17 protein-coding genes and 2 tRNA genes are annotated in these 25,252 nt (G+C 69.8%); all 19 read right to left on the reverse strand.

Annotation, left to right across the window (positions count from 1 at the left end; genetic code table 11):
- On the reverse strand, nt 1-1,156 hold a 1,156-nt coding region (locus PKA16_RS06495; RefSeq protein ID WP_324401579.1), incomplete at its 3' end, for a restriction endonuclease subunit S.
- On the reverse strand, nt 1,156-2,613 hold the full coding sequence (locus PKA16_RS06500; protein WP_324401580.1) for an N-6 DNA methylase: 1,458 nt from the start codon (nt 2,611-2,613) through the stop codon (nt 1,156-1,158). The genes PKA16_RS06495 and PKA16_RS06500, both read right to left, overlap by 1 nt.
- Nucleotides 2,614-2,842: 229 nt before the next feature.
- Nucleotides 2,843-2,919: transfer RNA gene (locus tag PKA16_RS06505), tRNA-Arg, on the reverse strand.
- Nucleotides 2,920-2,972: 53 nt separating this feature from the next.
- Nucleotides 2,973-3,049 (reverse strand) — tRNA-Pro (locus PKA16_RS06510).
- A 40-nt stretch (nt 3,050-3,089) separates the two neighbouring features.
- Complete coding sequence (locus PKA16_RS06515; RefSeq protein WP_324401582.1) at nt 3,090-4,199, reverse strand: hypothetical protein; 1,110 nt, start codon at nt 4,197-4,199, stop codon at nt 3,090-3,092.
- 249 nt (nt 4,200-4,448) lie between these two features.
- Entirely contained in the window at nt 4,449-7,391 is a 2,943-nt protein-coding gene (locus PKA16_RS06520) for a hypothetical protein (RefSeq protein WP_324401584.1), read from the reverse strand.
- 47 nt (nt 7,392-7,438) lie between these two features.
- On the reverse strand, nt 7,439-8,542 hold the full coding sequence (locus PKA16_RS06525; protein ID WP_324401586.1) for a patatin-like phospholipase family protein: 1,104 nt from the start codon (nt 8,540-8,542) through the stop codon (nt 7,439-7,441).
- A gap of 274 nt (nt 8,543-8,816) precedes the next feature.
- Entirely contained in the window at nt 8,817-10,034 is a 1,218-nt protein-coding gene (locus PKA16_RS06530) for an acyl-CoA dehydrogenase family protein (RefSeq protein WP_324401588.1), read from the reverse strand.
- Between the two features lie 45 nt (nt 10,035-10,079).
- The gene (locus PKA16_RS06535; protein ID WP_324401590.1) at nt 10,080-11,168 is read right to left on the reverse strand and encodes a phosphotransferase; all 1,089 of its coding nucleotides are present in this window, start codon (nt 11,166-11,168) and stop codon (nt 10,080-10,082) included.
- 7 nt (nt 11,169-11,175) lie between these two features.
- The gene (locus PKA16_RS06540) at nt 11,176-11,895 is read right to left on the reverse strand and encodes a Crp/Fnr family transcriptional regulator (protein WP_324401592.1); all 720 of its coding nucleotides are present in this window, start codon (nt 11,893-11,895) and stop codon (nt 11,176-11,178) included.
- 128 nt (nt 11,896-12,023) lie between these two features.
- Nucleotides 12,024-12,803 (reverse strand): enoyl-CoA hydratase, encoded by a 780-nt coding sequence (locus tag PKA16_RS06545; RefSeq protein ID WP_324401594.1) that lies wholly within the window; start codon nt 12,801-12,803, stop codon nt 12,024-12,026.
- 136 nt (nt 12,804-12,939) lie between these two features.
- Nucleotides 12,940-14,463, reverse strand: coding sequence for a 3-hydroxyacyl-CoA dehydrogenase (locus tag PKA16_RS06550; protein ID WP_324401596.1), 1,524 nt, complete (start codon nt 14,461-14,463; stop codon nt 12,940-12,942).
- 37 nt (nt 14,464-14,500) lie between these two features.
- The gene (locus tag PKA16_RS06555) at nt 14,501-15,199 is read right to left on the reverse strand and encodes a substrate-binding domain-containing protein (RefSeq protein WP_324401598.1); all 699 of its coding nucleotides are present in this window, start codon (nt 15,197-15,199) and stop codon (nt 14,501-14,503) included.
- Between the two features lie 88 nt (nt 15,200-15,287).
- Nucleotides 15,288-16,322 carry a zinc-dependent alcohol dehydrogenase family protein gene (locus PKA16_RS06560; RefSeq protein ID WP_324401599.1) on the reverse strand — a complete coding sequence of 345 codons (1,035 nt, stop codon included), beginning with the start codon at nt 16,320-16,322 and terminating at the stop codon, nt 15,288-15,290.
- A 360-nt stretch (nt 16,323-16,682) separates the two neighbouring features.
- Nucleotides 16,683-17,690, reverse strand: a complete 1,008-nt coding sequence (locus tag PKA16_RS06565) for a D-2-hydroxyacid dehydrogenase family protein (protein ID WP_324401602.1) — start codon at nt 17,688-17,690, stop codon at nt 16,683-16,685.
- A gap of 347 nt (nt 17,691-18,037) precedes the next feature.
- The gene (locus PKA16_RS06570; RefSeq protein WP_324401604.1) at nt 18,038-18,322 is read right to left on the reverse strand and encodes a hypothetical protein; all 285 of its coding nucleotides are present in this window, start codon (nt 18,320-18,322) and stop codon (nt 18,038-18,040) included.
- 199 nt (nt 18,323-18,521) lie between these two features.
- A complete protein-coding gene (lexA, locus tag PKA16_RS06575; protein WP_324401606.1) occupies nt 18,522-19,187 on the reverse strand; it encodes a transcriptional repressor LexA in 666 nt (221 codons plus the stop codon).
- A 91-nt stretch (nt 19,188-19,278) separates the two neighbouring features.
- Nucleotides 19,279-20,781 (reverse strand): sodium/proline symporter PutP, encoded by a 1,503-nt coding sequence (putP, locus tag PKA16_RS06580; protein WP_324401608.1) that lies wholly within the window; start codon nt 20,779-20,781, stop codon nt 19,279-19,281.
- A 130-nt stretch (nt 20,782-20,911) separates the two neighbouring features.
- Nucleotides 20,912-24,910 carry a trifunctional transcriptional regulator/proline dehydrogenase/L-glutamate gamma-semialdehyde dehydrogenase gene (gene putA, locus PKA16_RS06585; RefSeq protein ID WP_324401610.1) on the reverse strand — a complete coding sequence of 1,333 codons (3,999 nt, stop codon included), beginning with the start codon at nt 24,908-24,910 and terminating at the stop codon, nt 20,912-20,914.
- Between the last annotated feature and the right edge of the window lie 342 nt (nt 24,911-25,252).

Raw genomic sequence — 25,252 nt, forward strand, 5'->3', positions numbered from 1 at the left:
GGCCGGTGAAGGCCTGGTGCAGGAGGGATTTTTTGAGTTCGTCGAGGGCAGTTAGCTTCTCTTGGTAGAGAGATTCAAGGTGCTTGGTTTTTTCGCGCATGCCAATGAGATTGGAAGCAATGCGCTGTTGCATCTCTTTCGACGGAAGATAAAGTCTGACGCTTTGAAGTTTTTGTATTGTCAACGTATCGACGGTGGCGCCATTTCCACGATCCAATTGCTCGAAAAATTTCGGCGATTTGAGCCAGAGGTCTACGAATAGACTATCCACATTGGTGGTCCGTTTCATCCATAGGACGCTTGCATCCTTAAAATAAAATCTGTCGCCTTCCTGAACAATGTATGAATTCCCTATTGTTCCAATTGCAGTAATCATTATATCGTTTGCACGCGGAACGCCAGATTGTTTTGAAAGTTCCATAAATAACTCGTCAGATATAAACAAATCATTATCAACAAAACCGCGAGTCGACAATTTTGTTATTTCTCGTCCACGATAAAACGGAACGCCCTGCGTTCTCCATTGCGATTTCAATACTCTTTTACTGGAGCCAATATGATAAAGTTGGTCAAGGCGCTTCTCCACCCAGCCTTCACCTCGCTGCGAAAAGACCTCCTGCAAATAGGTTTCAAACACAGCGCGGACATTGTTCAGGTTTTTCTCGGTATTGACCTTGACTGTAGCGATGGCATCGAAGGCTTCATCAAGGATGGCGACGATGCGGCGTTGTTCAGCAAGGGAAGGAAGAGGTACCGCAAGCTTCAGCACCTTATCCATGTTTGCACGAGGCATTCTCGCGCCGGTGGACGTAGCATCAATTGCTTTGACCACTGATTCCGAGGTCAGCCAGTAGAACAAAAACCGCCGATCCAATTGCTCGGAAGGCATTAATGGAAATATTTCTGTGGAGCAATGCCCTGCAAAATCAGGCAATAGAACCTTATTCAAATATGGGCGTAAACGACCGTACAGAACATGCTCTGCTGAAAAGCTGAAGGTCGTACTTTTGACACTGTCACCTGCAGCGGTACCGAGAAGCCTCCCTGTCCCGGATTCAATGTGCTCCAGTCCAACGTAAGGCAGGGCCGCGTAATGGCCTTGGTTCTTGTCGATGCGGCAAACTACCCCCAGAGGCTGTACCTCCCACCCTTTCATCACGCCACCAACTCCCGTATCCGACCCAGCACCTCCGCACTCTCCGCATCCAGCGCCGCAATCTCGTCCAGGATTTCCTGCGGGCTGCGCAGCGCCACGGCATCGCCGCCGTTGGGGTTCGTGACGGATAGGTCGTAGCTCCCGGTGTCGATGCTGGCCGCATCCAGCGTCCAACTCCTGGGCGAGTCGGCAAAGCTGGCCTGCAGTTTCACGAACTCGGCCAGGTCGTCGTCGCTGAGCGGATTGGTCTTGCCCAGATTGCGGCCGGGGTCGAGCTGGTAGTACCAAACCTTGCGCGTGGGCGCGCCTTTCTCGAAGAACAGCACCACGGTCTTCACGCCCGCGCCCTGGAAAGTGCCGCCGGGGCAGTCCAGCACGGTGTGCAGATTGCAGCTCTCCAGCAGGAGCTTGCGCAGGCTGGTGCTGGCGTTGTCGGTGTTGGACAGGAAGGTGTTCTTGATGACGATGGCCGCGCGCCCGCCGGCCTTCAGGCTCTTGATGAAGTGCTGCAGGAACAGAAAGGCCGTCTCGCCCGTCTTGATCGGGAAGTTCTGCTGCACCTCGGCGCGTTCCTTGCCGCCGAAGGGTGGGTTGGCCAGGATGACGTCGTAGCGGTCCTTTTCCTGGATGTCGTTGATGTTCTCGCCCAGGGTGTTGGTGTGGACGATGTTGGGCGCCTCGATGCCGTGCAGGATCATGTTCATGATGCCGATCACGTAGGCCAGCGGCTTCTTCTCCTTGCCGTAGAAGGTGCGGGTCTGCAGCGTGTGCAGGTCACTGGTGGAAAGCCCCGGCAGGGTGCTCAGGTGGCTGTAGGCCTCGCACAGGAAGCCCGCAGAGCCGGCCGCGCCGTCGTAGATGCGCTCGCCGATGCGTGGCCTGGTCACCTGGATCATGGCGCGGATCAGCGGGCGCGGGGTGTAGTACTCGCCGCCGTTGCGCCCGGCGTTGCCCATGTTCCTGATCTTGGCCTCGTACAGGTGCGAGAGCTCGTGCTTTTCGGTCTGCGAGCCAAAGCGCAGCACGTCCACCAGGTCGATCACGTCGCGCAGGTTGTAGCCGCTCTGCAGCTTGTTCTTGATCTCGCCGAAGACTTCGCCGATCTTGTATTCGATGCTGTGCGGGCTGCTGGCGCGCTGCTTGAAGCCGGCGAGGTAGGGAAACAGCTGGCGGTTGACGAACTCGATCAGGTCGTCGCCTGTCATGGCGGCGTGGTAGTCCAGTCTGCCGTCGGCGGTCTTCGGCGCGGCCCAGGCCTGCCAGCGGTAGCGGGCATCGAGGATGTGGTCGTAGCGCCGGCCCTCGAGCGCCGCCTCGGTGGCCTTGTCGGCCTCCAGCGCGTCGAGGTATTTGAGGAACAGCAGCCAGGACGACTGCTCGGTGTAGTCCAGCTCGCTGGAGCAGCCGGCATCCTTGCGCAGGATGTCGTCGATGTTCTTGAAGGTCTGTTCAAACATGGGTGAATCGGCCAATAGGGCGTCATCGTGCCCCGAAAGCGTGAAGGTTACAGGATGGAACTTGCCACCGGCCATCACGCAACACCTGGAAGGACGGCCAGCAGCCGCGGTTGCGCGATGACTGCGCCTTGCCCCCAGTCGCGCGAATGGAATGGGGGCAAAAGAAAATCGGCGATGCCAGGAAACACGCGGGTCTTGAGATGACGCGGTATCGTGTGAGATGCTGATCTGGCCTGCCCGGAGGGACTCGAACCCCCGACCTGCTGCTTAGAAGGCAGCTGCTCTATCCAGTTGAGCTACGGGCAGCCGAAACAGGCGAGGCCCGGCGTTGCGCGCGGGCCTCTCGATGGTGCTGGAAATGGTCGGAGCGGCGGGATTCGAACTCGCGACCTCCTGCTCCCAAAGCAGATGCGCTACCAGGCTGCGCTACGCTCCGACGAGGGTCGCATTCTACCGTGCGGGGCCGCCCCTTGCTGCTACAACCGGACCACCAGCGGCGCGTCGTCGCCGCGGGCGTAGGTGGCGCGGTAGTCGAGCTCGCGCTGCAGCTTGCTGGAGCGCCATTCGCGGTTGAAGTCGCTGGCGTAGTTGAAGTAGAGCCGGGGCCGGGGGTGCACCGAGCGCGCGATGACGCGCTGCACGGCCTCGCGGTCGGGGTGCTGGAACTGGGCGCCGTTGCTGCTGAACAGGAAGCGCGGGCTCTCGATCAGCGCCATCAGCGCGTCGGTGGTGTTGCTCTTGCTGCCGTGGTGCGCGACCTTGACGGCATCCACGGCCAGGCGCTCGAGACCGCGCGCGGCGAGCAGGCGCTGGAGCGAGGCGCAGACGGCGTCGGGGTGGGCGTCGGCCAGGAACAGGCAGCTCTTGCCGGCGCATTCGGCGAGGAAGGCGATGCTGGAGCCGTTGGCCTTGGCGTTGTCCGGGCGGGACTGCTGCTCCAGCAGGGCCTCGAGTTCCGGCGTGGTGCCGAGCAGGCCTTCGGTGGGCAGGTAGCGCTTCTGGCCGGCAAGGAGTTCCCAGGCGGCGTCGAGCTCGCCGGGTTTCATGCTGTCGCCGAGCTGCTTTTCCCAGGCGGCGCGCATGTCGCTGAGCTTCTGCGGCGTGGGCGACAGCAGGGTGAGGGTCATGCCGCCCGCGAGCCGAACGGTCGGCAGCTCGCCGGTCTGGGGCACCACCACCACCTTGCCGCCGAAGGCGCGATTCCAGCCGCCCGGCCCCAGGCGCCGGTCCAGCAGCGCGCTGAAGTATTCGCCCTGCTTGCCGCCCAGCATGCCGTGGGCCTCCTGCAGGTGGTGCCAGCCGTTGAACCAGACGTCGTCGACCACGAAGGGCCAGGGCTTGGGCTGGGCGAACAGGCGCACCAGGCCGTCGATGTGGTCGGTGTCCACGTGGGTCAGGACCATGAGCTCGAAGCCCCGGTCGCCATCCGGCAGGGCGGCCAGGCGCGCCTGCAGGTTCTTGAAGGCGCCGATGGGGCCGCCGTCGATCAGCATGCGCCGGGTGCGCCGGCCGTCGCCCCACTCGACCAGCAGGCAGTCGCCATGCAGGGCGGGCAGCATCTCGACGCGCAGGAAGGGCTTGGCCATTGGGGGGTCCTCCCCTGTCAGTCTGTCATGGGGTGCCGGCCTTCGCACCTTCGGGCGGCGGGGCGGTGCTCAAAGGGAAGCCTCGTCATTCCACCCTCGCTTATCCCAGCGTCCGCGACGCACCGACTCGAAGGGCCGCGGAGCAGGCCATGCCGGCAGCAGCCGTGGCCGGGGTCTCCCTGGCCACAGGCTGCACCCCCTTGAGGGGGAGCCGCAACATCGCGCAGCGAGTGGAGGCACGGGGGTGGGTCACAACTTCCAGTCCGCGTCGCCAAAGGCCACGACGCACAGCGCCATCGGCATCTTCTTCAGCAGGGCGGCGCGCTTGGCGTTGCGCACGCGTTCGCCGATGCGGTCGGGGGCGCCGGGCTGCTGGTCCAGCAGGGTGCGCACCATCACTTCGCCGACCGCGACCGCGTGGCGGTTCAGCACTTCGGCGATGGTCGTGACCACGACGGCAGCGCCGCCCTCGCGGAAGTAGGGGACGTGGCTGGAATAGTCCTGCGCGGTGCCCACGACATCGCAGCCGATCAGCAGCAGCACGGGCGCCGGGCTGTCGTCGGCCGGCCGGACGTAGCCGGAGAGCGGGCCGACGTTGAGCGTGTCGAGCATCTGGCCGCCCATCTCGAGCATGGCATCGATGCCCTGACCCTCGTTGTGCGCGAACGCCACCAGCAGTGCCGGCCGGCGCGCGCTGATCTCGGTGCTCCACTGCTTCCAGTCGTCGGCCAGCGCCACGGCCGGGCCGAAGCGCTGCTTGAGCAGGGCCATCAGCTTCTTCATGTCGCCGGCCGCGACCTTGGTGGAGTGGCCGACGAGGGCGCCGCTGGACAGGTCGAGCTGGTCGCGACCGTGCACCGCCTCGGTCTGCACCATCGCCTGGGCGCCTGCCGGTGCCGCGACGTGGGTGCCATGGTGCTGGCGTTCGATCACCTTCTTCAGGCCCCAGAAGCCCATCGGACACACGTAGTCGGTGGGCGCCGCGGCGCGCGCGCAGCCGGCGGGGCAGCAGCCGTCGCGCAGCGCCTCGCGATGCTGCGGGCACACCACGCTGGGGGCGGTGCTGGGCGGCACCTCGAAGTCGTAGATGAACTCCAGCGGCACCAGCGCGTCGGCGTGGACGCTGACCAGCTGCAGGTATTGCACGGCATCGCCCGCGCGCAGCCACTCGCTGGTGTTGCGGCCGCGCTGGTCGCCATAGAGCCGGTTGTAGAGCGCGCGGCCGATGCGCGCCAGGCGATGCAGCAGCTCCGGGGTCTTGCCCTGGTCGAGCCCGTCGCCGTAGTCGGCCGCGGTCTTGCCCACCTTGGAGATCTGGTCGTTGAGCTCGGCGACCAGCGCCTTCACGTCGCCCAGGCTGACCGCCCAGGCCTGGCCGCCGGCGACGCCGGTGGCCATGGGCTCGCCCGCGGGCGTGTGGTTGAGCACCATCGCCAGGTCGAACTGGCGGCGGCTGCCCAGGTCGGACCAGTCGCGGTGCACCTGGGCCTCGACCGCCAGCGTGATGCCGGGCTCGGCGCCCGTGGGCGCGGCGACGGCGGCAGTGACCAGGGTGCGCAGCAGCACGGTCTGCAGCACGCGGCCGCGGTGCAGCACGGTGACGCGCGCGTTGAAGGGGCCGGGCGCGCGCGGCGTGAAGACGAAGCGCGCCGTGCTGCTGTCGCCCTGGCGGGGCAGGCTGATCTCGCGCAACTGCGGCTGGTCGAACTGGCGCGGCTCGTGCAGGACGAGCTGCAAGCGATGCGGGTCCCGGCTCCGCGGCAGCTTGTGTTCGGGGAAAGCCTCGGGTGCCGCCACGCTGTCGGCGCGCAGCGGCCCGATGAAGAGGTCCAGCAGCACCGGCCGGCCGACCACGTAGCGCTGGCGCTCCTCGCGAAAGCGCCCATCCTGCTTGCAGAAGCTGCGCTGCTGCACGTAGCGCGGCGCGCCGGCCTGGCCGCGGGCCGCGCGCTCGTGCGTGCGGAGCTGCGACTCGAGCTCCGCCACGGCCGAGGCCTGCGCCTTTTCGTGCTCATAGGGGTAGTCCGGCCGTGCCGCCGCGACGGCTTCGGCCAGTTCCGCCGGCCGGGCGGCCATCGCGGCCTCGGGCGGCGCGGCCCCGGTCGCCGGCGGTGGCTTGGCGGCCGTCATGACTCCGGGCGGCACGCCCAGCCTGTCGAATGCGTCCGGCGACAGCATCACCGCGGCATCGGGGGGCAGCCGCCGCAGGCGCTGGGTCGCTTGCGTGATTGCTGCATCGACCTGCGCACGGGTCAGCAGGCGCCGGTCGGCGAGCAGCAGCTGGCGTGTGCCGAAGGTCCGCAGCAGGGCGACGTCGAGCGACAGGTTGTGCGTCAATCCCACGGCGAAGTTGTCGATGGCGCGGGCGAAGTCGGCAGCGTCGGGGGGTGCATCGACGAGGGCGACGCCGCCCGCCGACAGGCGTTCGGCCAGCGCCAGCGCCAGCGGTAGGGCCGGCCCGGGCGCCTCGCTGCCGAGACCGGCCACGAGCACCAGCCCGCAGCGCAGCGCCAGCGGGCTGGCGAGCACCCGCGCCAGCGCATCGGCCAGGGGCGTGCCGAGCAGCAGGATCTCGAAGCGCGCGGCCTCGCGCGAGGCGAGCGCGTGGCGGTAGGGCCAGAGTTCTTGCTCGCGCGGCCGGTTCAGGCTGGCGTGCAGGCCCGCGGCCAGGGGATCGCCGGGCAGGCTGGCGACCGTGAAGGGCCAGCGCCACTGCACCTGGCCCTCGCCGTGCAGGCGCTGGTCGATGAAGACGCCCTCGGCCCGGACGGCGGGCGCCGCCAGCACCCGGGCCAGCGCCATGGCGGCGCCAGCGCTGGACGGTGTGGCGCGCACGGCGAGGCGTGGCCTGAGGCTGGGTCGTCGGTCCTGCCAGAGGCTGGCCAGCAGCGCCGCCGGCGGGGCGGCACGGCGGACCGGCCGGCTGGTCCCGGGCTCGAGCAGCCGCAGCGCCGGCTGCCCGGTGCGCGCGATCGTGGTCGGGACTTGCCAGGGCAGGATGCGGGTGCCGGCTTCGATGGCTTCGTCCAGCAGGCGCGCCAGTTGGGGACCCTGCCATTTCGTGTTCGCCGTGCACGCCGATGCCAGGCGCGCGGGCGCCAGTGCCGCCAGGGCCCCCAGCGCCGCCAGCGCCTGGGCGTACGCGTCGTCGTCCAGCTCCAGGCTCCACTCGATCAGGTAATCGCGGTTCATGGCGGGCCTCCTGGGGGGCGTGGCCTGGGCGGGTCTGCGTCAGCGCCTCACAGCGCCGCCTCGGGGACGGGCCGGCTCGTCGCCATCGCCAGCGGCAGGCCGGCGCGCGTGCGCAGGGCGATGTCGCACAGGGCGTAGCCCCAGTTGATCAACTGGCCCTGGCGCCGGGGGTCCAAGGCCTTGAGCCGCGTCGGCACGTGCTCCAGGGCGTCGCTGACGGACGTGTCCTGCGTCATGCCGGCGCTGCCGTAGGCGCCGATGCGGGTGCCGATGCCCCAGTAGGCGCCGCGCTTGCGTCCGGCCACGAACTCGCCCACCAGCCAGCGCTTGCGCAGGGCGCGCGTCTGGTCGATCAGGATGTCGCGCACGCGGCCGAGCTGCAGCACGTTGTCCTCGTGCGGGCTTTCCTGGAGCTCGAAGGGGGCGCCGGCGTCGCTGACCAGCACGATGTCGACGCCGTTGAGCAGCGACTCCAGCCCCATGTTGTCGTAGATGCCGCCGTCGGCCAGCACGATGCGCCGGCGCAGGGCGTCGATCTGGCTGGCGGGTGCGTCGCCCTCGCGCCAGGCGGCGGGGTCGGTCTTCAGGATGATGGGCGAGAACAGCGGCGGGAAGGCGCTCGAGGCGGCAACGGCGAACGCCAGCGGCACGTCGATGGTGGACGAGACGCCCAGCATGTAGTCGGCCACCATGTCCTGGCGGAAGCGGAAGCTGCGTCCGGTCTGCAGATTGGTGGCGTAGTAGGTGAAAAACGGAGCGCCGCTGGCAGCGGTGGGCAGCTGTTTGAGGGTGGTGTCGCCGAACAGATCCTTCGCGTAGCGGTCGGCCAGGAAGTCGCCCGCGGTCTTGAACGGCGTGAGCAGGCCGGCCAGGCCCGCGCCGATGTCGATGGTCTGGCCACAGAAGCGCCGGGTCGGCTCGACCACGACTTCGACGAAGTTGTTCGCGCGGCCGTCCGTGAACTGCAGGCGGGGCCAGCCGTGCGCCAGGATGCCGGCGAGGATGGAGCCGCCCGAGACGCTGGTGATGCGGTCGAGCCGGCCGAGCAGGCCGGCGTCGCTGAGGCGCCAGAGCGAGCCCAGGCCGAACAGGGTGGCGCGGTAGCCGCCGCCCGAAAGCGCGAGCCCGAGGGTCTTGCCGTCAATCGCCATGCCAGCCTCCGTGCCGCTGGGGTAACCACCACCGCGCACGGGCTGCGAGGCCAGACGCGGCGGGCTTTCGTGCGACCTCGCGTTCGAATGACGGATGAAGGATGACTTCGCTGTGCTTCGATGACCAGCGGGTCACTCGCCGCGCCGGCGCGCGCCGGCGTCATGCGTCAGTTCCTGAACGCGAAAAGACTGCTTGTTAACTATTTTATGAGTCTGGCTGGCCACCGCAAGCCCCCGGCAGTGCGTGCCGCCGGGCGTTCGCCGCGCCGCCTTTTCAGGCGTACTTGCCCAGCTCCAGCTTGGCGATGGCGTTGCGGTGCACCTCGTCCGGGCCGTCGGCAAAGCGCAGCGTGCGCAGGCCGGCCCACATGCCGGCCAGCGGCGTGTCGTCGGTGACGCCGCAGCCGCCGTGCGCCTGGATCGCCCAGTCCACGACCTGGAGCGCCATGGTCGGGGCGATCACCTTGATCATGGCGATCTCGGCCTTGGCCACCTTGTTGCCCACGGTGTCCATCATGTAGGCCGCCTTGAGCGTCAGCAGGCGTGCCTGGTCGATCATGCAGCGCGACTCGGCGATGCGCTCGCGCCACACGCCCTGCTCGGAGATGCGGCGCCCGAAGGCGACGCGGCTGTTCAGGCGCCGGCACATCAGCTCGAGCGCGCGTTCGGCAGCGCCGATGGTGCGCATGCAGTGGTGGATGCGGCCCGGGCCCAGGCGACCCTGTGCGATCTCGAAGCCGCGCCCCTCGCCCAGCAGCAGGTTGCCGACCGGCACGCGCACGTCCTTGAGCTCGATTTCCATGTGGCCGTGGGGTGCGTGGTCGTAGCCGTACACGGACAGGTGGCGGATCACCTTGATGCCCGGCGTGTTGGCCGGCACCAGGATCATCGACTGCTGCGAGTGGCGTGGCGCCTCGGGATCGGTCTTGCCCATCACGATGTAGACGGCGCAGCGCGGATCACCGGCACCCGAGGACCACCACTTGCGGCCGTTGATGACGTAGTGGTCGCCGTCGCGGCGCATCGAGCATTCGATGTTGGTGGCATCCGACGAGGCCACGGCCGGCTCGGTCATCAGGAAGGCCGAGCGGATCTCGCCGCGCAGCAGCGGCTCGAGCCACTCGTCCTTGTTGGCTTCGGAGCCGTAGCGTTCGATGGTCTCCATGTTGCCGGTGTCGGGGGCCGAGCAGTTGAACACCTCGGAAGCCCAGTAGACGCGGCCCATGATCTCCGACAGCGGCGCGTATTCGAGGTTGGACAGGCCCTCGGGGGCGCGCGGCGACTGCGGCAGGAACAGGTTCCACAGGCCCTGCTGGCGGGCCTTGGGCTTGAGCTGCTCGATGATCTTCACGGGCACCCAGGGGTTGCCCTTGGCGCGGTTTTCCGCGACCTCGCGTTCCACCGCGACTTCGTTGGGATAGATGTGCTCGTCCATGAAGGCCAGCAGCCTGGCCTGCATGTCCTTCACCTTGGGGCTGTAGTCGAAGTCCATGGAGTTCTCCTTGTCACGATGAAAAAGTCGCCGGCGCGGGTGGAGTCACGCGGCGCGTTGCGCGAATTTCCAGCCCAGTTCGGCCATGGGGCGCGCGCGCGCGCCGGCGGCGCGCGCCTGGTCGCTGGAGGCGGTGCCGTCCTCCACCCGCTTGGCGATGCCCTGCAGGATGGCGGCGATGCGGAACATGTTGTAGGCGAGGTAGAAGTTCCAGTCGGGCGCCAGTTGCTCGGGCGTGGCAAAGCCGGTGCGCTCGCAGTAGCGGCGCACGTACTCCTGCTCGCTCGGAATGCCCAGGCTGGCCAGATCGAGCCCGCCGATGCCGCGGAACAGCTCGGCGTCGATGTGCCAGGACATGCAGTGGTAGCTGAAGTCGGCCAGCGGGTGGCCGAGCGTCGAGAGCTCCCAGTCGAGCACGGCGAGGATGCGCGGCTCGGTCGGGTGGAACATCAGGTTGTCGAGCCGGTAGTCGCCGTGCACGATGGCCGTGAGCTCGCTGCGCGCGCTGGCCGGGATGTGCGCCGGCAGCCATTCGATCAGACGGTCCATCTCGGCGATGGGCTGCGTCACCGAAGCGACGTACTGCTTGCTCCAGCGCCCGATCTGGCGCTCGAAGTAGTTGCCCGGCTTGCCGTAGTGCGCCAGGCCGCGTGCCGCATAGTCGACCTTGTGCAGGGCGGCGATGACGCGGTTCATCTCGTCGTAGATGGCGGCGCGCTCGGCCGGGCTCATGCCGGGCAGCGACTGCTCCCACAGCACGCGGCCCTGCACGAACTCCATGATGTAGAAGGCGCGGCCGATCACCGATTCGTCCTCGCACAGCGCCTCCATGCGTGCCACCGGCACGTCGGTGCCGGCCAGGCCGGTCATGACGGCGAATTCGCGCTCGATCGCGTGCGCCGAGGGCAGCAGCTTGGCGACCGGCCCGGGCTTGGCGCGCATGACGTAGGTGCGCCCCGGCGTGATCAGCTTGTAGGTGGGGTTGGACTGGCCGCCCTTGAACAGCTCCACCGTGAGCGGGCCGGCAAAGCCCGCCACGTGCTGCTGCAGCCAGGCCGTCAGGGCCGCGACGTCGAATGCGTGCGCGGCGGAAACCGGGCGCGTGCCCACGAATTGCTCGCTGGTATTGCTCATGGCGTCCTCACTCCTCGCCCTGCCCGATGCGCAGCAGTGCCTGCCGGTCGCAGATCACCAGTCCGGTGGGTTCGACGCGCAGCACGCCCTCGCGCTCCATCGTCTTGAGTTCCTGGTTGACGCGCTGGCGCGAGGCGCCCAGCAGTTGCGCCAGCTCCTCCTGCGCGAGCTGCAGCGAGATGCGGATCTCGTCGTCCGCCGACAGGGCGGGCACGCCGTAGCTGCGCACCAGGTGCGCGAGCTGCTTGGCCAGGCGGCCGCGCAGCGGCAGCGTGCTCAGGTCCTCGACCTGGTCGAACAGCAGGCGCAGGCGCCGCGCATGGAGCTTGAGCAGGGCCTCGTACAGCTCGGCGTGCTGCGCCAGGATCTTCTGGAAGTCGGCACGGGCCACGCACATCAGGGTGGTGGCGCCATGCGCATAGGTGTCGTGCGTGCGCCGCTGGCCGTCGAACATCGCGATGTCGCCGAACCAGATCCCCGGCTCGACGTAGGTGAGCGTGATCTGCTTGCCCATCAAGGTGGTCGAGCTGACCCGCACGGCACCCTTGGCGCAGGCCACCCAGAGGTCGGGCGGATCGCCGCGCGCGGAGATCAGCTCGCCGTCCTGGTAGCGTTTGACGAAGGCGCATCGGAGGATGTCGTGCCGCAGCGAAGGGGAGAGAGAGGAAAACCAGCGACCGGAGTTGATCGCCTCGCGTTCCTCCATGGTAAGAATGGGTTCGTCCATGGGCTGTCTTTTGGGTGACTGTGCTGGTTTCGATTGTCACGCGCGGGACGGATGACCAATGACGAAGCGCCGATGGCGCGCGCGACCATGCATTCGCCATGGAAGCCGCGCAGCGGCTCCGTCATCCGTCATTCATAGCGCGGCACCTGCTTGTGCAGGAAGGCGGCAATGCCGATGCCGGCGTTGGCGTGGTGCAGGTTGCGCACGAAGTGGTCGCGCTCCAGCGCGAGTTGCTGGTGCAGGTCGTTGCCGGCGGCTTCGCCGATCAGCTCCTTGATGCTGGCCAGCGCGTTGGGCGCGCGCGCGCCCAGTTGCGCCGCCCAGCGCAGGGCCGTGTCCAGGGCGGTGCCGGGTTCGCACACGCGGCCGACCACGCCGAGCTGCTGCAGCCGCTCGGCGCCGATGCGCTCGCCGCCCAGCAGCAGCTCGGCCGCGAGCTGGCGCGGCAGGGCGCGCGCCAGGCTCCAGCTGCCGCCGCCGTCGGGCGACAGCGCCACGCTGCTGTAGGCCATGACGAAGATGGCGCCGCGTGCGGCGACGATCAGGTCGCAGGCCAGCGCGAGCGAGAAACCGGCCCCGGCGGCAGCGCCTTCGACGGCGGCAATGACCGGCTTGGGAAAGGCGCGGATCGCCTCGATCCAGTCGTGCAGGCCCTCGATGCTGCGCGCCTGCACCTCGGGTGGCTGCTGCCGGTTGGCCTGCAGGCGCTGCAGGTTGCCGCCGGCGCAAAAGGTACCACCCTCGCCGGTCAACACCACGCAGCGCACCTCGGGGTTGCTGTCGGCGGCGTTCAGCGCCTCGACCCCGGCCGCGTAGATCTCGGGCCCGAGCGCGTTGCGGTGCTCGGGGTTGGCGATGGTCAGCACCATGGTGCTGGCATCAAAGGTGCTGCGCAGTTCGGCGGTCATGGGGGTGGTCGGTGTGCGGGGGTTGGAACAGCCGGACGCGAAGGATGCCAAGAATGCGCGAAGGACGCGAAAAAATACAAACAGAGAGAGTCATTGGGTCGTCTCTCTCGCGTCCTTCGCGTCCGGCTGTCCCTATTCACGCTTCCTCGTGCAGCAGCGACAGGCCGATGGCGCCGCGGCGACGCAGCCAGGGACTGGGACGGTAGCGCGGGTCGCCGTAGACGGTCTGCAGGTTGAACAGCACTTCCAGCACGTTGGCCGGGCCCCAGTGGTCGCCCATGGCCAGGGGCCCGAGCGGGTAGCCCAGGCCGAGGGTGACGGCGGTCTCCAGGTCCCGCGGCGTGCACACGCGCTGCTGGCAGATGTCGGCGGCGATGTTGACGATGGTGGCGACCACGCGCTGGGTGACGAAGCCGCCCGAATCGCGGATCACGCTCACGGCCTTGCCGTCGCGCGCGAACAGGGCGTGCGCGGCCTGCGCCATGTCGCGGCGCGTCGCCGGGTTGGTCGCGAGCACGCGGCGCCGGGTCGCGGCGTCCTCCACCAGCAGGTCGATGCCGAGCGTGCGCGCCGGGTCGAGCCGCTCGACCACGGCCACCGTGGTGACGTCGAAACCGAGCGGCGCGACCAGGGTGAGCGCGTTGGGCGAGGGCGACTGGCCGGTCTCGATCCGCGCCCCCAGGTCCTTCAGCAGTTGCAGCAGCTCGGCGCGCCGCGCGGCGCGCGTCGAGACCCAGACCGGCGGCAGTTCGTCGACCTGGGGCACGGGCGGCTCGGCGGGCATCTGCGCGGCGCCGCCGTCGTAGCGGTAGAAGCCTTCGCCCGCCTTGCGCCCGAGCACGCCACCGGCCAGGCGCTGCGCCGTGATCACGCTCGGGCGGTAGCGCGGTTCGTCGTAGTACTGGCGGTAGATCGACTCCATCACCGGGTGCGAGACGTCGAGTGCCGTGAGGTCGAACAGCTCGAACGGGCCGAGGCGAAAGCCGACCTGGTCCTTCAGGATGCGGTCGATGGTGGCGAAGTCGGCCACGCCCTCGCCCGCGATGCGCAGCGCTTCCGTGCCATAGCCGCGCCCCGCATGGTTGACGATGAAGCCGGGCGTGTCACCCGCGCGCACCGGGGTGTGGCCCATCTGGCGCGCGTACTCGGCGAGCTGCTCGCACACGGCCGGGTCGGTCTTCAGTCCGGCGATGACCTCGACCACCTTCATCAGCGGCACCGGGTTGAAGAAATGGTAGCCGGCAAGCCGCTGCGGCTGCTTCAGGCCCGCGGCAATCGCCGTGACCGAAAGCGACGAGGTGTTGGTGGCGAGCACCGCGTCCGGCCGCACGATGCCCTCCAGTTCGGCGAACAGGCCTTGCTTGACGTCGAGGCGTTCGACGATGGCCTCGACCACCAGCGCGCAGTCGGCGAGGTCGGAGAGCCGGGCCGCCGCCTGCAGGCGGCTCTTGTGCGTCGCGGCCGCTTCGGCCGTGATGCGGCCCTTGGCCACCAGCTTGTCCCATTGCTCGCCGAGCGCGGCCTGCGCCCTGGCCACCGCTTCGGGCTGGTTGTCGAACAGGCGCACGGTGCTGCCAGCCTGGGCCGCGATCTGTGCGATGCCACGGCCCATGGCACCTGTGCCGACGAGGCCGATGATGGGAAAACGGGGAGTGCTCATGAGGATGATCGAAGACTGAGGTTGACGGGCGGGGCAGCTATGCCGGGTTCATGCCGTTGGCGCGCTTGAGCGCCGCGGTCCAGGGCGCGGCCAGGTCGGCCAGCAGGGCGCGCGCGGCCTCGGGCCGGCGCGAGCTGGCCGCCACGCCGCCGGAGAAGACGGTGGTGATCTCGATCGCTGGCGGCAGCACGCCGAGCACGTCGATGCCCGGCAGGTGCATCAGTTCGCTCAGCTGCTGGAAGCCCAGCGCCACTTCGCCGCGGGCCACGAGCTGGCCCACCGGCGTACCCGGCGGCGGCGTCACCAGCTTGGCCTGCACGGCGTCGGCAATGCCCCAGCGCGCGAACAGCGCCGCCAGCGCGACGCCGCTGGGCCCGGTCGAGTAGCCCACGCTGGGCGCTGCCAGGACGGCGGCGCGCACGGCCTCGGCGCTGCCGATGTCCGGATGCGGCGCGCCGGCCGGTACCGCGACCGCCGTGGCCGAGCGCACCAGGTCGACCCGGCTGCCGACCAGCACGTGGCCGCCGGCGATCAGCTTGTCGAGCGCCCCGGCGCCCAGCACCACGAGGTCGAACGCTTCGCCCGCCGCGACGCGGCGCGCGGCGTCGACGCCGCCCACGGCCTCCAGCCGCACGTCGGCGCCGCCGGGCGTACGCTCGGGCGCGGCGATCAGCTCGGCCAGCAGGCGCTGGGTGGCCATGGACGAAATGAGGTGCAGGGGCGCAGGCGTGTTCATGGCCTGTGATTATGGTCTGCGGTGGCCGAACGGCCCTGGCCGGCCTGGCGCGTCGCGTGCCGGCGCGGCGCCACGCTGCCGGCCGCGATCAGGGTCGATCCGGTTGCGGGGGCAGCAGCACGGCCGCACCCTGAAAGCGCCCGGCGCGCAGGTCATCCATCGCCTGCTGCGCCGCCGCCAGCGGGTAGGGCGTGGTGTGCACCTGCAGCGGCGGGAGGGTTTGCAATGCGGCGAAGAATTCGCGCGCGTCGGTGCGCGTGAGGTTGGCGACCGACAGCACCTGCCGCTCTTCCCACAGCAGGGCGTAGGGGAAGCTCGGGATGTCGCTCATGTGGATGCCGCCGCACACCACGCGGCCGCCCTTGCGCACCGCCTTCAGCGCCAGCGGCACCAGTTCGCCCACTGGCGCAAACAGGACGGCGGCGTCGAGCTCTTCCGGCGGCGCCTGCCCCGAGTCTCCGGCCCAGGCGCAGCCGAGCTGGCGTGCCTGGGCCTGGGCGCCGACGTCGCCCACGCGCGTGAAGGCGTAAACGCGCCGGCCCTGGGCCACGGCGACCTGGGCGATCAGGTGCGCGGCGGCGCCGAAGCCGTAGAGGCCGAGTGCGCGCGCGTCGTCGCCCGCCATGCGCAGCGACCGCCAGCCGATCAGGCCGGCGCACAGCAGCGGCGCCGCGCGGGCGTCGTCCAGGTCCAGGCGCTCCAGATCGACGCAGAAATCGGCCCGCGCCACCGCGTGCGTGGCATAGCCGCCATCGCGCGTGCAGCCGGTGAACTCGGGCGTGTCGCACAGGTTCTCCTGGCCGGCCCGGCAATAGCGACAGTGGCCGCAGGCGCCGCCCAGCCAGGGCACGCCGACGCGTTGCCCCAGGCGCAGCGCGGTAACGCCGGGCCCCAGGGCCTCGACGCGGCCGACCACCTCGTGACCCGGCACCACCGGCCAGCGTGCCTGCGGCAGGTCGCCGTCCTGCAGGTGCAGGTCGGTGCGGCAGACCGCGCAGGCGTGCACGCGCAGACGCACCTCGCCGGCGCCGGGCACCGGCAGCGGGCGCGTCTCGGCCTGCAGTGCCTGGCGCGCGCCGCGCAGCACCAGGGCGAGGGTGGGGCTGGAGTCGCTCTCGCTCATGCGATGCCGGCGCGCTTGCGCGATGACGAATGGCGAATGAGTGCGCTGCGCTTCGATGATGCGCCGGCGGCGCATGACGGGCGCAGGGGATCGTCGATCGCAATGCTGCCCGATGGCTCGATGGCGGCGCGCTGGCCTGGACCGCGGATGGGCCAGGACCGGGCCATGGCTGGCGCCCCCGCGCGCCGCGCGGCCGCACGGCGATCCGGGCTGGGCGCCACCTGTTGGGTCACGAAACCGCGAGTCTCCGCTGGCTGCCGTGCAAGCCGGCCCGGTGCACGCCATGCCCGAGCTCGAGCCGGCCATCGGCGTTGTCCCCCGGCGGGGGATGGAGCGCAGCGACCCGGGGGGAGCGTCATCTCACCGTCGCACCTGCAGCGCGCCCGGATTGACGATCGAGGTGGGCGTGCCGCGCAGGTAGTTGACGATGTTGTCGAAGGCGGCGCCGAAGTAGAGCTCGTAGCTGTCCTGCTCGACGTAGCCGATGTGCGGCGTGCAGATGCAGTTTTCCAGCCGCAGCAGGGCGTGACCCTGCAGGATGGGTTCGCTTTCGAACACGTCGACCGCGGCCATGCCGGGGCGCCCGCGGTTGAGGGCACTCACCAGGGCGTCGTGTTCGATCAGCTCGGCGCGCGAGGTGTTGACGAGCAGGGCGGTGGGCTTCATGCGCGCCAGATCGTCCAGGCGCACCAGGCCGCGCGTGGCGTCGACCAGGCGCAGGTGCAGCGTCAGCACGTCGGCGAGCGCGAAGAATTCGGCGCGCGTGGGCGCCGTGTGGTAGCCGTCGGCGCGCGCCCGGGCCATCGATTCGGGCGAACCCCAGACCAGCACCTGCATGCCGAAGGCGCGGCCGTAGCCGGCCACGATCTGGCCGATGCGACCGTAGCCCCAGATGCCGAGCGTGCGTCCGCGCAACACCATGCCGACACCGAAATTGGGCGGCATCGAGGCGGCCTTGAGCCCCGACTGCTGCCAGGCGCCGTGCTTCAGGTTGCCGATGTACTGCGGCAGGCGCCGCATGGCGGCCATGATCAGCGCCCAGGTCAGCTCGGCCGGCGCGATCGGCGAGCCGACGCCCTCGGCCACCACGATGCCGCGCTCGGTGCAGGCGGCGAGGTCGATGTGGCTGCCGGCGCGGCCGGTCTGCGAGATCATCTTCAGGCGCGGCAGCTTCTCGATGAGCTGGCGCGTGATCTGCGTGCGCTCGCGGATCAGCACCAGCACCTCGGCGTCGCGCAGTCGTACGGACAACTGGCCCAGGCCCTTGACCGTGTTGGTGTAGACCTTGGCCGGATAGGCGTCGAGCTTGGCAGCGCAGGCCAGCTTGCGCACCGCGTCCTGATAGTCATCCAGTATGACGATGTTCATGCGTGCATTGTGCCGTGCGCCGGGCCTCGGCGATAGCGCCGGGCAGCCGCGGGTACAGCCGCTGCGCGTGGACGTCGGATGCGGCCCCCACACCTTGGGCCGGCTCATCGCGCTGCGCGTCAAGGCAGCGCTGAACAAGTCCCTCGCGCGCCGCGCATGAAGCGACGGGCTTCGTTGCGCGCGGAGCGCGCCAGTGGGGGCTCCCGTGGTCGGGGCCTGCCGTGTCGCGGGCTGGGGGGACTGGGGCCTGCGGCCTCAGACCGGTCCGCGCAGGTCTGGACAGGCCGAAGGGCCGCCGCCGGCGTCGGCGAGTGCTGGACGCACGCCGACGCAAGGAGTGCCTGACCTCATGCGCGGCGCATGGCGGCCAGCGCGCGGGCCTCGGCTTCGGCCAGGCGATCGAGTTCTGCGCAGACGTCGGCCAGGCGGCCGGAGATGCGCAGGCGGCTGATCCGGCCGTCGTTTGCATCGCGCTCGGGGAAGTGGGTGATCCGCACCACGTGCGCGCCGCCCCGGGGTACCGTGCCGGCAGGCCCGGCGCGGCGGGCAGGGGCATCGCCGATGGGCCGCCGGCGCGGCGTGCGGAAGTCAGCCAGCCGCAAGACCTGGGCGCTGTTGCGCAGGGTCGGCAAGAGGTGTTTCACTGTTCCCATGTAAAACCTTTCTGGAAGCGAGGAGGTTGGACACAGGCGAGATTGACCGGTGGGGCCGGCGTTGCCGCGTTGCACGATCGCCGGCCCCCATGCGCCGCTGCAGGGTGTGGACGACCGGCGTTTTCGCACTCGGCCATCTCCACGCCCGCCACCTGCGGCGGCGCGATTTGCGTGGGTGCTACATCAGCATGTTGTTGCGGATCAGGCCGACCGCCAGGCCCTCGATCTCGAACGGCTCGCCAGGGTGCACGACGATGGTCGGGTAGTCGGGGTTCTCGGCGTGCAACTCGATCTGGCCCTGATGGCGATGAAAGCGCTTGACGGTGACCTCGTCGCCCAGGCGCGCGACGACGATCTGGCCGTTGCGTGCTTCGCGCGTGCTTTGCACCGCCAGCAGGTCGCCGTCCATGATGCCGGCGCCCTGCATCGACATGCCGCGCACACGCAGCAGGTAGTCGGGACGGCGTGCGAACAGGGTGGGCTCGAGGTGGTAGGTCTGGTCGACGTGTTCCTGGGCGAGGATGGGCGAGCCGGCCGCGACGCGCCCGATCAGGGGCAGTGCCAGCTGCGCCATGCCGGGCAGGGGCAGGGAGAAGCCGTCGCCCGGCAGGCTGGCGCGCGCCGGGCCCTTCAGGCGGATGCCGCGCGAGGTGCCGCTGACGAGCTCGATGACGCCCTTGCGCGCGAGCGCCTGCAGGTGCTCCTCGGCGGCGTTGGCGGAGCGAAAGCCCAGCTCGGCCGCGATCTCGGCGCGCGTGGGGGGTGCGCCGGTGTGGGCGATGGTGTGCTGCACCAGCTGCAGGATCTGCTGCTGGCGGGCGGTGAGTTTGGGTGTGTCGCTCATGGGGCACCTGTGCAGATATCCAGTGACTGTATTTTTCAACAGTTTCGATATCTGCGCAAGCCCCCGGTGGCGCCCGCGTGGAGCGCGTGCGTCAGCGGGCGCCGATCTGTGCGAACTCGCGCACGACGCCCGCGTGCGCGGCGCGCATGGAGGTCGAAGGTGCGGCTTCCAGGCGGCTCACCACGACCACGGCGATCCAGGCAAAGACGAAGCCGGGCACGATCTCGTAGAGGCCGAGCCAGCCGAACTGCTTCCAGACCAGCACGGTGACGGCGCCGACGATGATGCCGGCCAGCGCGCCGCCCCGCGTCATGCGCTCCCAGAACAGCGACAGGATGATGACCGGGCCGAAGGCGGCGCCAAAGCCGGCCCAGGCGTAGCTCACCATGCCCAGCACCTTGGACTCGGGGTTGGCGGCCAGGGCGATGGCGATCAGGGCCACCAGCAGCACCATGGCGCGGCCGACCCAGACCAGCTCGCGCTGGCTCGCATTGGGGCGCAGGAAGGGGCGGTACAGGTCCTCGGTCAGGGCGCTGGAGCACACCAGCAACTGGCACGACAGCGTGCTCATGACGGCGGCCAGGATGGCGGCCAGCAGGGCACCGGCGATCCAGGGGTTGAACAGCTGCTTGGCGATCTCCATGAACACGGTCTCGCCGTTGGCGTTGACCGCGGCGGCACCGCCGCTGTTGAGCGCGAAGTAGGGGATGCCGATGAAGCCGACCGCCACCGCGCCGGCCAGGCACAGGATCATCCAGGCCATGCCGATACGCCGCGCGCTCGGGATCGCCTCGACCGAGGAGGCGGCCATGAAGCGCACCAGGATGTGCGGCTGGCCGAAATAGCCCAGGCCCCAGGCCAGCAGCGAGACGATGCCGATGAAGCTGGCGCCCTGCAGCAGGTCGAACTTCTCCGGCGCGACGATGGCGTGCAGGTCCTGCGCCGGCGTGAGCTGGCCCTGGAGCGCCAGCCAGGCCATGACCGGCGCCAGCAGCAGCGCCGTGATCATCATCGAGGCCTGGATGGTGTCGGTCCAGCTCACCGCCAGGAAGCCGCCGATCAGCACGTAGGCAATGGTGCAGGCCGCGCCCACCCACAGCGCCACGTCATACGGCATGCCGAACATGTTCTCGAACAGGCGCGCGCCGGCCACCACGCCCGAGGCGCAGTAGAGCGTGAAGAACACCAGGATCACCAGCGCCGTGACCACGCGCAGCACGCGCGAGCGGTCCTCGAAGCGGTTGCTGAAGTAGTCGGGCAGGGTGAGGGCGTTGCCGGCGCGCTCGGTGTAGTGGCGCAGGCGTGCCGCCACCAGGCGCCAGTTCAGGTAGGCGCCGATGATCAGGCCGATGGCGATCCAGGACTCGGACAGGCCCGAGACATAGACCGCGCCGGGCAGGCCCATCAGCAGCCAGCCGCTCATGTCGGAGGCGCCGGCTGACAGGGCGGTGACGAAGCTGCCCAGGCTGCGGCCGCCCAGGATGTAGTCCGACAGGTTCTTGGTGCTGAAGTAGCCGATGGCACCGATGCCGAGCATGGCGACCAGGTAGATGGCGAACATGATCGCCGTGGGGTCGTTCCAGGAGAATTGCATGGAGTCCTCTGTTTCAGGGTTCTTGCCGGCGCGGGCCCCACCGGGGCAACGGCTGCGTCGCGAAGGAATGGTTCGCCTCCGCGGCGCGGAGGCGGGGTCTGCGGGGAAAGGCCGCGGCGCCGGGCGGCGCTCAGGCCATGGTCATGAGCTGGGCGTTGCCGCCGGCGGCCGCCGTGTTGGTGCTGATCGACTGCTCGTGCAGCAGCGCCGCCAGGTCGTAGCCCTGGCCGGCCTGCAGCGCGTCGCTGGCGCGGCTTTCGACGCGCACGATGGCGCCCGCACGGGCGGCCACGCGGGCATTGACCTGCAGCAGCGCGTCGCCGTCGCCTTCGAACAGCAGGGCGGCGACGGGACTGGCGGCGTCGTCCAGCGTGGTGGCCTCGGCGCGTTGCAGCCAGTGCGCCGCGTCCGCGCCGGCGGCGGCCTGCAGCGCCTGCCAGGCTGCGTCGCAGCCGGCATCCGGCTGCGGCAGCACGACGTGGCAGGGGTTGCCGCTGGCAAGCGCGGCCGCGATCTGGTGCAGCAGGCCCAGCGGCGTGGCCGGCAGTGCCCACACCGGCCCGCGCGGCAGCAGGCGGTAGCGGTTGGACTCACCGGTGGGGCCGGGCAGGGTGAGGCTGGTGCCCAGGCGCGTGGCCTGCAGCGCGGCCTCGAAGGCGCTGCCTGCGGGCGCCTGCAGTTCCGCCGGCAGAGTGTTCGTGGCTGCGGTCAGGCGCTGCAGCAGCGCCAGCGCCGGGTGCGCCGGCACGTCGCCCTGCGGCAGGAGCGCCAGCGCGTGATTCGCGCTGCCGCGCACCAGCCGGTGCAGGTAGAGCGGGCCGCCGGCCTTGGGCCCGGTGCCCGACAGGCCCATGCCGCCGAAGGGCTGCACGCCGACCACGGCGCCGATGATGTTGCGGTTGACGTAGATGTTGCCGGCCTGCACGCGCTGCGTCAGGTGGTCGATGGTCTCGTCGATGCGGCTGTGCACGCCGAAGGTCAGGCCGTAGCCGCTGGCGTTGACGGCCTCGATCAGCGCGTCCAGCTGCTCGCGCCGGTAGCGGATCACGTGCAGCACGGGGCCGAACACCTCGCGCTTCAGGCGCGAGACGGCGTCGATCTCGATGATGGCCGGCGCCACGAAGTGGCCATTGAGCGTGCCGCTCTTGCGCTCGACCCGCGTCACCTTCTGGCCGGCTTCCGCCATCTGGCGGATGTGGGCCTCGATCTGGGCGCGCGCCTCGGCGTCGATCACCGGACCGACGTCGGTCGACAGGCGGTCCGGGTTGCCGAGCTGCCACTCCTGCAGCGCGTCCTTGAGCATGGCGAGCTGGCGCTCGGCCACGTCCTCCTGCAGGCACAGCAGGCGCAGCGCCGAGCAGCGCTGGCCGGCCGAGTCGAAGGCCGAGGCCAGCACGTCCACCACCACCTGCTCGGCCAGCGCCGAGGAATCCACCACCATGGCGTTCTGGCCGCCGGTCTCGGCGATCAGCGGGATCGCCTGGCCGTCGGGCGACAGGCGCTGCGCCAGCTGGCGCGCGATGGCGCGGGCCACCTCGGTCGAGCCGGTGAACATCACGCCGGCGACCTGCGGGTGCGCGACCAGGGTCGCGCCCACGGTCTCGCCCTGGCCCGGCAGCAGCTGCAGCGCGTCCTGCGGCACGCCGGCCTCGTGCAGGATGGCGACCATGGCGGCGGCGGTGAGCGGCGTCTGCTCGGCCGGCTTGGCCAGCACGGTGTTGCCGGCGGCCAGCGCGGCGGCCACCTGGCCGGTGAAGATGGCGAGCGGGAAATTCCAGGGGCTGATCGCCAGCGCCACGCCGAGCGGGCGCTCGCGTGCGTTGTCGAAGTGCGCCGCCACCTGGGCGCCGTAATAGCGCAGGAAGTCGGCGGCCTCGCGGATCTCGCCCACGGCGTTGGCCAGGGTCTTGCCGGCCTCGCGCATGATCAGGCCCATGAGCGGCTGGCTGCGCTGCTCCAGCAGGTCGGCCGCGCGCGCCAGCACGTCGGCGCGGGCCGCCGGCGGCGTGCCGGCCCAGATCGGTGCCACCTGCGTGGCGCGCGCGGCGGCGGCGTCGATGTCGGCGTCGCTGGCCTCGCACACCCAGCCCACGATGTCGCCGTGCTCGGCCGGGTTGGCCAGCGGCTGCCAGCGCGCATCCTGCGCCGGCTGCGCGGGCGCGGCAACGCCGGCCGGCGCCGCCAGGTGCGTTTCGCTGGTGCTGTGCAGCAGCGCCGCGGCGAGCGAGGCGAGCTGCTGCTCGTGCGCCAGGTTCAGGCCCTGCGAGTTGGCGCGTGCCTCGGCGCCGAGTCCGGCAAAGAGTTCGGACGGCAGCGGGATGCGCGGGTGCGGCGCGCCCAGGCGGCCTTCGGTGCGCGCGATCTCCAGGACCTCCTCCACCGGGTCCGCCACCAGTTCGGCCACCGGCACGTCGGGGTCGCCGATGCGGTTGACGAACGAGGTGTTGGCGCCGTTCTCCAGCAGGCGGCGCACCAGGTAGGCGAGCAGCGTCTCGTGGTTGCCCACCGGCGCGTAGATGCGGCAGGGCCGGCCCAGCTTGCCCTCGGCGGCGGGGCCGGTGACCTGGGCGTAGAGCGGCTCGCCCATGCCGTGCAGGCACTGGAACTCGTACTGGCCGCTGTAGTAGTTGCCGCCCACCGCCTGCGCCATGTGGACGATGCTGGCCAGCGTCTGCGCGTTGTGCGTGGCGAACTGCGGGTAGATGGCATCCGGCGCCTCCAGCAGCTTGCGCGCGCAGGCCAGGTAGCTCACGTCGGTGTAGGCCTTGCGCGTGTAGACCGGGTAGCCGGGCAGGCCGTCCAGCTGGGCGCGCTTGATCTCGCTGTCCCAGTAGGCGCCCTTGACCAGGCGCACCATCAGGCGCCGGCGGCTGCGTCGCGCCAGGTCCACGAGGTGATCGATGACCTGCGGGCAGCGCTTCTGGTAGGCCTGCACCACGAAGCCGATGCCGCTCCAGCCCTTGAGCGAGGGCGCGGCGCACAGGGCTTCCAGCAAGTCGAGCGACAGCTCCAGCCGATCCGCCTCCTCGGCGTCGATGTTCATGCCGATGTCGTACTGGCGCGCCAGCTCGGCCAGGTGCGTGAGGCGCGGCAGCAGCTCGCCCATCACGCGCTCGTACTGGGCGCGGCTGTAGCGCGGGTGCAGCGCCGAGAGCTTGACCGAGATGCCCGGCCCGTCGTAGATGCCGCGCCCGTTGGAGGCGGCGCCGATCGCGTGGATGGCCTGCTCGTAGGCCTGCAGGTAGCGCTGCGCGTCGGCGTCGGTGACGGCGGCCTCGCCCAGCATGTCGTAGGAATAGCGAAAGCCCTGCTTTTCGTGCGTGCGACTGTTGGCCAGCGCCTCCGCGATGTTCTGGCCGGTGACGAACTGCTCGCCCATCAGCTTCATGGCGCGGTGCACACCCTGGCGGATGAGCGGCTCGCCGCCCTTGCCGATGACGCGCGTGAGCGCGGCCGACAGCGTCTTTTCGCTGCTGGTCGCCGTCAGCTTGCCGGTCAGCACCAGGCCCCAGGCGGCGGCGTTGACGAACAGGGACGGCGAGCGGCCGACGTGGGCGCGCCAGTCGCCATGGCTGATCTTGTCGCGGATCAGCGCGTCGCGCGTGGCCTTGTCGGGGATGCGCAGCAGCGCCTCGGCCAGGCACATCAGGGCCACGCCCTCCTGGCTGGAAAGGGAGAACTCCTGCACCAGGGCGGCCACGCCGCTGGTGATCGGCGCATCGCGCAGGCCCTGCACCAGGCGCGTCGCGAGCTCGCGCACCTGGCTCGCCTGGGCCGCGTCGTCGGCTCGCGCCAGCGGCAGCAGGGCCGGCAGGCAATCCGGCTCCGGCCGATGCCAGGCCGCGGTGATGGCGGCGCGCAGCGGGGTCTGGGGCAGCACGGACTGGGCGAAGGCAAGGAATGGTTGTACCTCATGTCCGGCCTCAGGTTGCACCTCTTCGGTCGGGCTGCCGTCGTCGGCGCCCGGCCGGGCGAGGTGGATGATGCTGTGGCCGCGCTCGATCGCGTCGACATAGAGCAGGGCCGCCTGCTTGACGAGCCAGTGGGGGGTACGGCCGATTTCCTCTGCGGCGCCGCGGATGCGCTCGCGCAGGGCCTGGTCGACCTTGATGCCGATGGTGGTGGACATGGGGTGGAGCCGAAGTGGGGGGGGGGGGGGGGGGGGGGGGGGGGGGTGGATCCGGATTGCAGGCGCAATCCTGGAAGCACGAAGTATCACCGAGGTGCAACCAAATGGATATCAGGGTTAACCCTGATATCCATTTGGTTTTGTGTTCCCCGCTCGGCGATTTCGTGCCCCGGTTCGGCTTGCGTCGGCATCCTGAGCCTGCGCGCGATCCCGGATTGAAGCCTGGCGGATGCCTTGTGCCGCCAGGGCGTTTGCTCCAGAATCACTGCGTCGACCGCCGGGCGAGGGGAAGGGGCGGCGCACGCCGAGCTTGCGGGCGTGCAATGCTGGCGGACCTGAGCC

Origin of the sequence: Ottowia sp., assembly GCF_035325765.1 — a bacterium.
Taxonomy (GTDB): Bacteria; Pseudomonadota; Gammaproteobacteria; order Burkholderiales; family Burkholderiaceae_C; genus Ottowia.